This window comes from Bacteroidia bacterium (assembly GCA_019695265.1).
In the GTDB taxonomy this organism is placed as follows: Bacteria; Bacteroidota; Bacteroidia; order JAIBAJ01; family JAIBAJ01; genus JAIBAJ01.
Genome location: JAIBAJ010000045.1, coordinates 1 through 13,067, shown reverse-complemented (window position 1 = coordinate 13,067; position 13,067 = coordinate 1). Strand labels below are relative to the sequence as shown.

10 protein-coding genes are annotated in these 13,067 nt (G+C 40.9%); 6 read left to right on the top strand and 4 right to left on the bottom strand.

Annotated features, from left to right (window positions below):
• Window positions 1-24: 24 nt before the first annotated feature.
• Window positions 25-993, bottom strand: coding sequence for a ribonucleotide-diphosphate reductase subunit beta (locus tag K1X82_08295; GenBank protein ID MBX7182097.1), 969 nt, complete (start codon window positions 991-993; stop codon window positions 25-27).
• A gap of 525 nt (window positions 994-1,518) precedes the next feature.
• Entirely contained in the window at window positions 1,519-3,420 is a 1,902-nt protein-coding gene (locus K1X82_08290) for an amidophosphoribosyltransferase (GenBank protein MBX7182096.1), read from the bottom strand.
• A 159-nt stretch (window positions 3,421-3,579) separates the two neighbouring features.
• Between K1X82_08290 and K1X82_08285 the strand changes: the two genes are divergently transcribed.
• From K1X82_08285 to K1X82_08275, 3 genes are read left to right on the top strand one after another with little or no spacing between them, the layout of a single operon-like run.
• Entirely contained in the window at window positions 3,580-3,849 is a 270-nt protein-coding gene (locus tag K1X82_08285; GenBank protein MBX7182095.1) for a hypothetical protein, read from the top strand.
• Window positions 3,786-4,589, top strand: a complete 804-nt coding sequence (locus K1X82_08280; GenBank protein ID MBX7182094.1) for a HipA domain-containing protein — start codon at window positions 3,786-3,788, stop codon at window positions 4,587-4,589. Before K1X82_08285 ends, K1X82_08280 begins: the two co-directional genes overlap by 64 nt.
• A 7-nt stretch (window positions 4,590-4,596) precedes the next feature.
• Window positions 4,597-4,992: a HipA N-terminal domain-containing protein gene (locus K1X82_08275; protein MBX7182093.1), complete on the top strand. Its 396-nt coding sequence runs from the start codon at window positions 4,597-4,599 to the stop codon at window positions 4,990-4,992.
• A gap of 9 nt (window positions 4,993-5,001) precedes the next feature.
• On the opposite strand, the gene K1X82_08270 is transcribed toward K1X82_08275, so the two are convergent.
• Complete coding sequence (locus K1X82_08270) at window positions 5,002-5,532, bottom strand: adenine phosphoribosyltransferase (protein MBX7182092.1); 531 nt, start codon at window positions 5,530-5,532, stop codon at window positions 5,002-5,004.
• Window positions 5,533-5,899: 367 nt separating this feature from the next.
• Window positions 5,900-6,718, bottom strand: a complete 819-nt coding sequence (gene gldN, locus K1X82_08265) for a gliding motility protein GldN (protein MBX7182091.1) — start codon at window positions 6,716-6,718, stop codon at window positions 5,900-5,902.
• A gap of 299 nt (window positions 6,719-7,017) precedes the next feature.
• Here gldN and rimP point away from each other — a divergent pair, with 299 nt between their 5' ends.
• The 3 genes from rimP to infB all read left to right on the top strand — a co-directional run bounded on the left by rimP (window position 7,018) and on the right by infB (window position 11,804).
• On the top strand, window positions 7,018-7,476 hold the full coding sequence (rimP, locus tag K1X82_08260; protein ID MBX7182090.1) for a ribosome assembly cofactor RimP: 459 nt from the start codon (window positions 7,018-7,020) through the stop codon (window positions 7,474-7,476).
• 8 nt (window positions 7,477-7,484) lie between these two features.
• Window positions 7,485-8,720: a transcription termination factor NusA gene (nusA, locus tag K1X82_08255; GenBank protein MBX7182089.1), complete on the top strand. Its 1,236-nt coding sequence runs from the start codon at window positions 7,485-7,487 to the stop codon at window positions 8,718-8,720.
• Between the two features lie 69 nt (window positions 8,721-8,789).
• Window positions 8,790-11,804, top strand: a complete 3,015-nt coding sequence (gene infB, locus K1X82_08250) for a translation initiation factor IF-2 (GenBank protein MBX7182088.1) — start codon at window positions 8,790-8,792, stop codon at window positions 11,802-11,804.
• Window positions 11,805-13,067: the final 1,263 nt, after the last annotated feature.

Genomic DNA, 13,067 nt, shown 5'->3' with positions numbered 1-13,067 from the left:
TTAATTGGTTAAAATAGGGTTAGATTAAAAGTCCTCGTCAAATTTAATTTGGTTGTCGCTGGAGGAGTTACCTACGGAAGCCTTACGATAGTCGCCTACTCGTTTTTCAAAGAAGTTGGTTTTTCCATCCATGGAGATCATTTCCATAAAGTCGAAAGGATTGGTGGAACCGAATAAACGATTGTAACCGAGTTTCAATAACCAGTAATCGGCTACATATTCGATGTATTGGCACATTAAGTCGGCATTCATTCCAATGAGGCGAACAGGAAGTGCATCTACTACAAATTCCTTTTCAACGGCTACTGCATCGCCAATAATTTGGTGAACGGTTTTTTCGCTGAGTTTATTTTGAAGTTGAGAATACAACAGGCATGCAAACTCGCAGTGTAGTCCTTCGTCGCGGCTGATTAGTTCGTTTGCAAAGCTTAGTCCGGGCATTAAACCGCGTTTTTTCAACCAGAAGATAGAGCAGAAGGAACCGGAGAAAAAGATACCTTCAACGGCAGCAAAAGCAACCAAACGTTCTACGAAGCTACCTTGAGCAATCCATCGCAAAGCCCAATTGGCTTTCTTTTTTACACAATCAAGAGTATCTATTGCATGTAATAAAGAATCTTTCTCTTCTCCATCTTTGATGTAGGTATCAATCAACAGGCTATACATCTCGCTGTGGATGTTTTCTATCATCACTTGAAAACCATAAAAGCAACGTGCTTCGGGATATTGCACTTCTCGCAGGAAGTTGATAGCCAGGTTTTCATTTACAATACCATCGCTGGCAGCAAAGAAGGCCAAGACATGTTTAATGAAGAAGCGCTCCTCATCGTTAAGTTTATTATCCCAATCTACCCGATCCTGTTGAAGATCTACCTCTTCGGCCGTCCAAAAACTTTGTTCGGCTTTTTTATAGATGTTCCAAATCTCGGTATGTTTGATCGGAAATAGTACGAACCTGTCTTTGTTCTCCGTCAAAATCGGTTCACTGGGCATAGAAGTGTTGGGAGGTAATACCTCTGCTAGGTTAATGTCGGCCACGGTTTGAGTCTCCATTTAAATTATTTAATTCAATCAAAAGCAATTTTTGCAAACGAACTACCGATTTGGTTAGAGGCGACGATTCCCCCGACGAGAACTTTTGGTTTTCGTCCTTTTTTATCTCCCAACACCACTCTTTTCGCCTAACCTTTTGGATTTTAACTACTTACGAGAAGGCAAGTAGCTGTCGTTTGTGTTCAACAAAGATTTTAAAAAAAACGCCTAATTGCTGCCGCAGTTATTCACTTTTAGGCAGAGTTTTTAACATTGTGTTTTGTGGGAAAAAAAATTCCCTTCGGAAGGGCACATTGCCGTAAGGATTAATACAAAATTAATGTTGCGCTAACAGGGGTTTTTGAACAATGTTTGGAAAATTGAAAACTGGTTGTTATAGACGTTCGGGTAAGTCTACCAAGGTGCAAAAAGTATAGACCAATCCAAAAGATGAACAGGAATAAACAGGGCAAAAGCCTTGATTCCCTAGTACGCCCTAACGTTTTTACCTTCCATAAAGTTAATAAAAGCCTGGTTGGCTACTTTGGTGCCGCCCGGGGTAGGATAATCGCCTGTGAAGTACCAATCACCGAGGTTATTTGGACAAGCATTGTGTAAACCTTCGATGGTTTGATAAATGATTTGAACTTCGGCTTTACAATCGGCAGGTTTTAGCAATTCGGCAATTTTGGCAGATACCTGATCTGCAGAAAAGGGCTTATACAACTCTTTAACAACATTGACCATCTCTTCTTTAGGTTTTCCTACCTGAGCTTTGGCCATTTCATATACTTCGTCGAGGAGGTTTTCCATGAAATGGTCTTTGAGTAGGGCAACCACTGCACGGAATGCAATAAAATCGCCCAATTTGGCCATATCAATACCATAACAATCGGGATAACGGATTTGAGGGGCTGAGGAAACTACTACAATTTTCTTAGGGCCCAGGCGATCCAGCATTTTCAAAATGCTTTTTTTAAGGGTTGTACCGCGTACAATGCTATCGTCGATTACAACCAGGTTGTCGATTCCGCTTTTTAAGGTTCCGTATGTGATGTCGTACACATGGGTTACCAAGTCATCGCGAAGGGAATCTTCCGTAATAAAGGTTCGGAGTTTTGCATCTTTGATAGCAATTTTCTCGATACGTGGTTTAATAGCCAGTATTGATTCCAGCTTTTCATCATCGATGGAGGTTCCGGCTTCAAGGATTTTACGCTTTTTTACATCCTTCAGGTAGGATTCCACTCCGCTCACCATTCCATAAAAGGAAACTTCGGCCGTATTAGGAATGAAAGAAAATACGGTATTCTTTACATCGTGGTTTACGGCATTGAGGATAGACGGGGTAACATTTTTACCCAACTGCTTTCTTTCCTTATAAATATCATGATCGCTACCACGACTAAAATAGATTCGCTCAAAGGAACAAGCTTTGCGTTCGAGTGGTTCAATGATTTGTTCTTCAGAAACTGCCCCACTTTTCTTAATAACCAAGGCGGCTCCGGGCGTTAATTCATTAATCTGATCGAGTTGTATATTAAAGGCGGTTTGAATAGCCGGACGTTCGGAGGCGACTACTACAATTTCTTCATCAAAATAATAAAATGCCGGCCGAATTCCATTAGGATCACGCAACACAAAGGCATCACCATGACCTATTAGTCCGCACATAGTATAACCTCCATCCCACTTCTTGGCTGAATCGCGCAAAATTCGGGCAACATCCAAGTGTTCGGCAATTAATCCGGAAATATCAAAATTGGAATGTCCCTGGTCTTTGAAGCGACGGAACAAGCGTTCATTCTCTTTATCCAAAAAATGACCGATACGTTCCATTACCGTTACCGTATCGGATTTTTCTTTAGGGTGTTGACCTAATTCTACCAATTGCTGGAAGAGTTCATCTACATTGGTCAGATTAAAATTACCTGCAACTACCAGATTTTTAGACATCCAGTTGTTTTGACGCAGGAAGGGGTGACAATTTTCAACCGAGTTGCCACCAAAGGTGCCGTATCGAAGATGACCCAGCAACAGTTCGCCGCTGTAGGCTACATTTTTTTTAAGCCATGCAGCATCGGTATATTTATTGGGATGTGATTTATAAGCGGATTCGAATTTGGATTGAATTTTTTCGAAAATCTCCTGAATTGCTCCTTTGGCGGTGCTTCGAGATCTGGAAATATAACGATTACCGGGCTCAGGGTCAAGTTTAATGGTTGCGACACCCGCTCCATCTTGCCCGCGATTGTGTTGTTTCTCCATCAACAGATATAGCTTATTAAGGCCATACATGGGAGTTCCATACTTTTGAATATAATAATCGAGGGGTTTGCGAAGGCGGATGAGTGCTACACCGCATTCATGCTTAATAGGGTCGCTCATGGTGAGGCAAAGGTAAAGTAAAATTAAGCTCAATGATTGTTAACAATAGGAAAGAGAATCTAAGTTTTATCACCAAAACCGATCTACTTGCGAATAATTTATCCTTAATTCTTTTTAATATTTTGTTTTTCTCCTAATTCCTAATTTTGCCTTGCGAAAATGAAAAGAGTTTTTGGAAAATTGAGGATTGAAAAATCCAAAGAGAACTCAGGTACTATTTTGAGAGACTCTAATATTCCAATTTTAAAGGAAAAGGATTACTTTATCGTTGATCAAGAAATAGATGGTGACGCGCCTAAACAATTCATAAAAGTATATTTTTATAAAAAAACAACGGAGTTAGAAGAAATAATCCTAATACCTGGATTCCATATAATGCTAAAACTGCCGAAAAGTGGTATCCTCATGAATCGGTTATTGAATTCTTAATTAATAAAATAGGATTGGAGTTAGGGCTCTTAATGAATGAAGTGAAGCTGGTAAAAGGAAATGGCCAAATTCGCTTCTTAAGTAAGTACTTTTTAAGCAAAAACGAACGTTTAGTTCATGGAGCCGAAATTTGCGGTGAACACCTTGGAGATGTAGCATTTGCAAAAGAAATTGCGGATAACAAATCCAAAGCTAGAGAATTATTTACTTTTGAATTCATAAAACAATCCATTTACTCCGTTTACCCGGAAAATAAGGATGAATTACTTAGCAACTTAATTCGACTACTAACGTTTGATGCTATTGTTGGAAACAATGACAGACATTTTTATAATTGGGGAATTATTGACTATAAAAAGAAATCCTTAAAGCCGGTTCGATTTGCTCCAATTTATGACTCAGCAAGAGGGTTGTTTTGGAACTTTAGCGATGATAATTTAAGAAAAAACTTTGCATCGAAAAAACATGATAATACAAAATTAAATAAGTATATAGTAAGTGCCAAACCAAGAGTTAGTATTGAAAACAACAAGGAGGCAAATCATTTTGAATTAATTGAAAAAATTAAAAATGAAAACAAAAATTACCAATCCATTATTTCAGAATTAATCTCTCCTGAGAAGGAAAAAAAAGTAATTGAAATGATTAAAAGAGACTTTTCTCCTTTTTTCATAGAAGAGCGTTTAGAATTAATAATTTTTACCCTAATTTTTCGATTTAATAAATTAAGAGAACTATAAATTGAATATGTCTATACAGAACACTTTTAAAGCATGGTTTCGGAAAGGGGAAGATGATAATGAAACTTTTTTACCCGAAACAGAAAATTCAATTTTTACACTTAAAGTGGACAATATTGAGATTGGAACTTTACGATGTGAAAATGGCTATTGGGAGTTTCGGTATTCAGAATCATTTAAAAGTCAGACCGAATATAAGCTTATTACAGGCTTCCCTGACATAGATAAGGTATACAAAGACCGAAATCTTTGGCCGTTTTTTCGAATCCGAATTCCGGGCTTAAAACAACCAGCGGTTCAAGAAATAATAAAACAAGAGAATTTAAATCAAGAGAACGAAGCTTCTCTATTAAAGCGATTTGGAAAAAAATCTATTTCCAATCCCTACGAATTGGTTTGGTAATAATTTAAACTAATAACTTACCAATTCCCAGCAGCTATTTGAATACTTCGACAAATACTGTTTTCCATTCAAAAACTCCAGGGTAACCAAGAAGGCAAAACCAGCTACAGTTCCTCCGGAAGCCAACACCAGTTCGGCGGCAGCGGCAGCAGTTCCTCCGGTAGCTAAAAGATCGTCATGAATTAACACATTCCACCCCGGTTGAACTGCATCCGTATGGATTTCCACCTTGGCTGTTCCGTATTCCAAACTGTATTCGTACCCAATGGTTTTATAGGGCAGTTTTCCTGATTTACGAACCGGAATAAACGGAATATTCAATTCATTCGCTAACATCATACCGAAAAGAAACCCCCGACTTTCAACAGCCGCAATGGCATCAATTTGTTGATTTGCCAGTCGGTTGGCCATTTCACGGGTAATTTCCCGACAAAGGCCGGGATTTTTTAGCAAGGGTGTTATGTCTTTAAACAAAATTCCAGGCTTTGGAAAATCAGGCACATCCCGGATGGTATCAACTATTTTTTGGGTGAGGGTCATGTTGCAAAGAAAAGGAGAATTAGGTAAGAACCTGTAAGGGATTGAAGGGAATTTCCACAACATATTAACCCTTTTACCAGCTATCATTTGGTAAAATTATGGTCTACCAATAAGGAGTGAATGAAATGCAAAAATCGGGGGTTGGGTCGGGCAACGATAGAGGCAAGTAGCCCACAGGACACCTACGGCGTTAGCCTAGGGGGACGAGGACTACAGCCGATAGCGTGACCCGAATGCCCACAGCACTTTTGCCCGGGGTTTAACAAGCATTTTTTGGGCAGAGGGGGCCCGCCAAATGAATAAAAAACAAAAAAAAGCGGAACAGTCCCCCAACTATTCCGCCAAAAACGAACTTGTTTTTAGGTAATCAATATTCCCAATAATCGCTTTCCATATCGAACATGTTTTTCTTGATGCGATCGGCCTCCAGCAAGGCATCGGTTCCCATGGTATAATCGCTGATATTGCGGTCGTAAACATTGCTTTCCTTGTAGATATAGCTGGCAAACATGCGTTTACTGAAAATATCGTCGTAACTTACTCTGGCTGCATCGTTAAATCGGTTAAAAACGGCTTTGTTATTGAGTATGATTCTGGCTTCGGGAAAATAGATCCAAAAAAGTGGTTTGGTGCGAACTTCATCTTCAATAATTTCTTTGCGAACCGGCATAATACCAACAATTCGAACATCCATAACTGAACGTTGCTTGTCAAAAAACCATTCTTCTTTGATGCGGTATTCGGTTATTTCAGATAAATCCAAGTCAACCTGAACCACTTTGGGAATAATATCGCCGGGCGAATCCGGGTTTTCGATCATCAACGTGTCGAAGTGGGTAAAAATTCGGGTAACTTCTTCCCGTGTTAAAATGGTTCGAAAGTCGTCGTCCATAGGTGCATAGGCCGATAAACTGCCTTCTTTGATAGCTTCAATAAGGACCTGGGTAAGACTTTGGCGGTCGCCGATTGGCTGCACCGGAAAGTAAAGAGGAAGGTTGAGTTTTTCCCGCAAATCGAGCTTTCTCCAAACGGTTCGGCTCCACATTACATCGGCTTCACGTAGGTATGTATATTGCATTAAACGGTCGGTGGCAATGTTTTCTTTAACATATACACCATCTAAAACCTGAGAAAATACTTTACCCGACAGCAGAAGGAATAAAGCAATAGCAATGGAACGTTTCATGACATTGTTTTTTAGGCTAACGAATAGGAAAAGCGAATTATTGCAATGCCACTTTTCGGGTAAATTGACGAAAAGCGGAATAATGCCCCAGCTAAATCTTTAACAGGCTAATTTGGCTTCGTAATAATAAGCCTAATAAAGATTTTCAATTGGGCTTTACCAATCTAAATTTCTAAAAAGCCTTTAGACTATTTATTAATTAAAATTGGTATAAATGCTTGTAATCCCAAATAATTCCTATCTTTGCGCCCAGATTGAATTGAAACGAGGGGACAGCGTCCCCTTTTTTATTGTCAAAAATGATTAGTAAAGACCTGATAAGCCGCCTGGCGATGGAGAAAATCCAAGAAAAGGAAGGCTATTTTTTGGTAGAAGTAAAGGTTTCGGCCACCAATAGCATCAAAGTGTTTATTGATAGTGAAGGTGCTGTTTCCATATCGGATTGCATAGCCGTGAGCAGACATATTGAGAAAAACCTGGATCGCGAAACACAGGATTTTGAGTTGGAAGTATCGTCTCCCGGAATGGATTTGCCCTTTAAAGTATTTAAGCAATACACCAAAAACATAGGCCGTAAGGTAAAGGTACTGGAAAAAGACGGGAAAGAAACAGAGGGCGTATTGAAAGAAGTAACCGAAGTATTCATAACCCTGGAAATAGAAGCATCAAAAAAGAAAAAAGCAACTGAAGAAAATCTCTTGGTACAAATAAACTTTAACAATATAAAAGAAACAAAAAAAATCATCACTTTCAAATAATTATCGCAATGGACAAACTAGGCTTAGTTGAATCGTTCTCGGATTTTAAAGAAACCAAAAACATTGACCGCGTAACCATGATGAGTATCATGGAAGAGGTATTTCGTAATATTATCATTAAACGATATGGAACCGATGAAAATATTGACTTTATCATCAATACTGACCGCGGAGATTTGGAAATTTGGAGACGCAGAGTTATTGTAAATGACGATGATTTGGAGGATGATGTATTGGAAATTCCTTATTCTGAAGCAATTAAAATTGAACCTGATTTTGAAGTAGGAGAAGAGGTTTCAGAGCAAATTCCAATGGAAGAGTTTGGACGTCGTGCCATATTAGCCGTTCGCCAAAACCTGCAAAGCCGTGTAAGTGACTTAGAAAAAGAAGGGGTTTACAAAAAATACAAAGATCGTGTTGGTGAAATTGTGGTAGGTGAGGTTTACCAAACCTGGAAAAAAGAAACCCTGATTTTGGATGACGAAGGAAATGAATTGATTTTGCCTAAAAACCAACAAATTCCAAGCGACTTCTTCAAAAAAGGAGAGACCGTTCGCTCCGTTATTTACAAGGTAGAAATGAAGGGCGGACAACCGGTAATTACCTTGTCACGTACTGCACCATCCTTCCTGGAGCGTTTATTTGAATTGGAAGTTCCGGAAGTGTTTGACGGATTAATTACCATTAAGAAAATTGTTCGTGCTCCGGGTGAACGTGCGAAAGTGGCCGTTGAAAGCTACGACGATCGCATTGATCCGGTTGGTGCTTGCGTAGGTATGAAAGGTTCTCGTATTCACGGTATTGTAAGAGAGTTGAAAAACGAGAATATCGATGTAATCAATTACACCAATAATAATCAGTTGCTAATTCAGCGTGCATTGAGCCCGGCTAAAATTACCTCTATTAAACTTAATGAGGATACTAAAAGAGCTGAAGTTTATTTACGACCCGATCAGGTTTCATTAGCCATTGGTAAAGGCGGATTTAATATCAAATTGGCCGGATTGCTAACCGGATATGAAATTGACGTTTACCGCGATAACGAGGTGGATATCGATGATGTGGATTTAGATGAATTTGCAGATGAAATCGATGAGTGGATCATTGATGAGTTCAAGAAAATTGGACTCGATACCGCTCGTGCAGTGTTAGAAGTTCCGGTTAAAGAACTGGTTGATCGCACCGATTTGGAAGAAGAAACCGTAAATGAAGTATTAGATATTCTGAAATCAGAATTTGAATAGTATACCCAACCCAGAAAACCAAACTGTTCCAACAGCCAACATAAACATAAAATAGAGAAAGGAATATTAATGTCAGAACCAGCAGCACCAAAACGATTAAGTAAGGTCGCCTCCGAATTTGGAGTGGGAATTAACACCCTTATGGAGTTCCTCAATAAAATGGGAGTTCCGGGGGTTAATCCAAACTTTAAAGTGGAAGCAGACCATTACGAAATGTTGCTAAAAGAATACGGTAAGGAAAAAGCCGTAGCCGATGCAGCCCATAAGCAACTGGAGGAATCTCGTGCCAGAAGGGAAGCATACGCCACCAACTCGGATCCAAATGTTGATTCGACCAAAAAACCGGCCCCTGCCACTCCAACGGCAAGCGTTGCCCCGGCTCCAACGCCGGCTCCCGCACCGGCTCCCGCGCCGGAACCGCCCCCGGCACCTCCGGCTCCGGTAGTAGAAGCTTCTAAACCGGTAGAAATACCTGAGGTTGCACCCGAACCGGTGGTGGAAGAAAAGCCCGAACCTCCGGCTCCGGCCCCAACCCCTGAACCGGTTGTGGAGCCTGAACCAGTTGTTGCCGCAACCCCGGCCCCCGAACCAACTCCGGAATCCGAAACCATTAAAGCAAAAATTGGAGAAGATATGGCTCCAAAGTTTGTTGTAAAAGGTAAAATAGAACTTCCGGTAAAAGGTAAAGCCAAATCAAAAGAGGAAGTTAAACCACAACCTAAAGTGGAAACCCCTCCGCCGGCACCAACCCCTAAACCCGAACCCGTTGCTGTTACTCCCGAAACTCCGGTTGCCGAAGAAAAACATGTGACCTCTGTCGCCGATTTTATTCAACTAACCGAAGAAGAAAAACAAGAGAAAGTTGAACCGGAACACCACCAAACCCAGTTCCAAAAGCTGGAAGGACCCAAAATCATGGGTAAAATGGAACTTCCGGTGGATGACAAGAAAAAGTCGGGTGGAAATCAGCAAAACCAAGACAATAACCGTAAAGAGAAAAGAAAACGTATTCGCAAAGGGGTTGATGTAAATTCCGTTGCTCAGTCTAACCAAGGCGGAGGCGGTAACCAACAACCTAACCAGCAACGTTCTCAACAAGGTGGAGGCGGACAACAAGGTAATAACCAGGGTAACCGCAATAACAACCAGCGGAATCAACACCGAAATGAACCTAAACCGGCCTTAACCGAAGAGGAAATTCAAAAGCAAATTAAGGAAACCCTGGCCCGATTAAGCGCCGGCGGAAAATCCAAATCCTCCAAATACCGCAGAGAAAAAAGGGACGAAAAGCGTGCCGAATTCGAAGCTGAAATGGAGCAACAGGAAATGGAGAAAAAAATCATTAAGGTTACCGAGTTCGTTACTGCGAACGAGTTAGCCAAAATGATGAATGTGCCTGTAAATAAAATTATCTCCACCTGCATGGCATTGGGTATGTTTGTTTCTATTAACCAACGCTTAGATGCAGAAACCCTCAGTATCGTTGCCGAAGAGTTTGGTTATGCTGTTGAATTCGTTTCCGCTGAAGTGCAGGAAGCAATTAAGGAAGATAATGATACTCCGGACGATTTAAAACCTCGCCCTCCGATTGTAACCGTTATGGGTCACGTTGACCATGGTAAAACATCCTTGCTCGACTACATCCGTAAAGCTAATGTAATTGCCGGAGAGGCCGGTGGTATTACTCAGCACATCGGTGCTTATAGCGTGGAACTGGAAAGTGGTAAACACATAACTTTCCTCGATACTCCCGGTCACGAAGCCTTTACCGCTATGCGTGCCCGTGGTGCTAAAGTAACCGACGTGGTTATTGTAGTGGTTGCTGCCGACGATAATGTAATGCCTCAAACCCGCGAAGCCATTAACCACGCCCAGGCAGCCGGTGTTCCCATCGTTTTTGCCATTAACAAAATCGATAAGCCGGGCGCAAATCCCGATAAAATCAGGGAAGAACTAGCCGCCATGAATATTTTGGTGGAAGACTGGGGTGGTAAATACCAATGCCAGGAAATTTCAGCTAAAAAAGGTATCAACATTGATTTGCTCCTGGAGAAAGTGCTGTTGGAGGCTGAAATGTTGGATTTGAAAGCTAACCCAAGCCGAAACGCTGCCGGTACCGTTATCGAATCATCTCTGGATAAAGGTAGAGGGTTTATTTCTACCATTTTGGTAGAAAAAGGTACGCTGCGTGTTGGAGATGTTATTTTGGCGGGTTGCTATTCCGGACGCGTAAAAGCCATGCAAAATGAACGGAATCAAAATGTGAAGTCTGTAGGTCCGGCTACTCCTGCCATTATTTTAGGATTAACCGGAGCCCCACAGGCCGGTGACCATTTTAACGTGATGGACGATGAAAGGGAAGCTAGAGATATTGCCAATAAACGCTTGCAATTGCAACGCGAACAAGGCTATCGTACCAAAAAGCATATTACCCTCGACGAAATTGGCCGCCGACTTGCTATTGGAGATTTCCAAGAATTGAATATCATTGTTAAAGGTGACGTGGATGGATCGGTTGAAGCGCTTTCTGATTCCTTGATTAAACTATCTACCGAGAAAATTCAGGTGAATATTGTTCACAAGGCTGTTGGTCAAATCTCCGAATCAGACGTTATGTTGGCCTCCGCTTCCAATGCCATTGTGGTAGGTTTCCAGGTGAGACCAAGCGTAAGTGCCCGGAAAATTGCCGAGCAGGAGCAAATCGATATTCGCTTGTATTCCATCATTTACAACGCCATCGAAGAGGTGAAAGCCGCTATGGAAGGTATGTTGGCTCCAACAATGGAAGAAAAAGTGGTTGGAAATATCGAAGTTCGCGAAGTGTTCAAAATCTCCAAGGTGGGTACAGTTGCCGGTTGCTATGTGTTAGATGGAAAAGTAAACCGTCAAACCCGTATTCGTTTGATCCGCGATGGTATTGTGGTGTACAACGGAAACCTGGGTTCATTGAAACGCTTCAAAGACGATGTTAAAGAAGTTTTGGCCGGCTACGAATGCGGTTTGAACATCGAAAATTTCAACGATATCAAAGTCGGTGACATTATCGAAGGATACACCGAGGTAGAGGTTAAGCAAAAACTCTAATACGTTTATTTTGCACGAAAAGGCCTGGTTTTCCGGGCCTTTTTGCATTTTTACCCATAACAAATCACTAATTATCCCAAAATTGTCATTTGAAACGAAGTGAACAAATGACAAGCGCGATGGGATGTGGGATGATTTGGGTTAATCCCGAGCTAGTGTTAGTTAGGTTTTCTTTCAAACTTAGGAATATGCCGAGGATACATTATGTTATAACAATTTTACATAAGAAAACTAATATATAAATTGATATTACATAATGTTCTCTCGGTAAAAATTACTTGAAAACCTTACTAACACTTGTCTCGAAACGTAGTTTAAAATTTCTATTGACAATTTTGGGATTATACCAATTTTAGCTCGAAATTGTCACTCGGTATTATTTGGCGGGCCCCCTTCACGCCCAACCAAGGGTCTGCAACTGTTCAGCGGTCCTGCATGGGCGTTCGGGTCACGCTATCGCCTGTAGTCCTCGTCACCCTAGGCTAGCGCCGTCGGGTTCCTGTGGGCTACCTGGCTCTATCGTTGCCCGGGGTGCAAACCCAAACAGTTTGCCATCGAACAAAGGTTTAGTAAGAAGCGAGAGGGCAAGCTGGTTTAGGTTTGCGACCTGAACATCCAATGCCGATTTTAATTTATAAATAGTCCAAATGCTTTTTATATGTTTAGATTGGTAAATACCGGGAATAACATTGGTAAATGCGCCAATTAGAAATAGAAGAGGAACGACCGCTCGCCCACGTTGCAAACGTGGGCGAGCGAGAAAGGAGTTTTTTACGCCAATAAAACAATTTTTTGCAATTGTTTTATTCCTACATTTGAATATTAGCTAAACTTAATTTTGAGTGGCGATAAATATAGAATAGCTGATCAGGAATTGGTATATTTTCTACCTTTCATAGTAATTCATTGTATTGATGCAAGACAAATGATTGTGTAGTAGCAGCATGAATATCTATATAGCTGTGCCGTGGATTATAATGATGGAAATGGAAAAGTATAAATTACAAAAATCCAAGCATGAATGATAATAATATCGGTCAGAGACCAATTTCTCAACCGCCCTCGTTGCAAACGAGGGCGAGCGCGGTGTAAAACGTGGTAAATTATGGGTGGGGGAATGAGGTGCTTAAGCTAAGTCCAAACTCGCCCTCGTTTGTAACGGGGGCGGTTGAGAAAGGCGTTTTTAACGCCAATAAAACAATTTTTTCAAATTGTTTTATTCCTACATTTGAATATTAACTACATAAAATTTTGAGTGGCGAT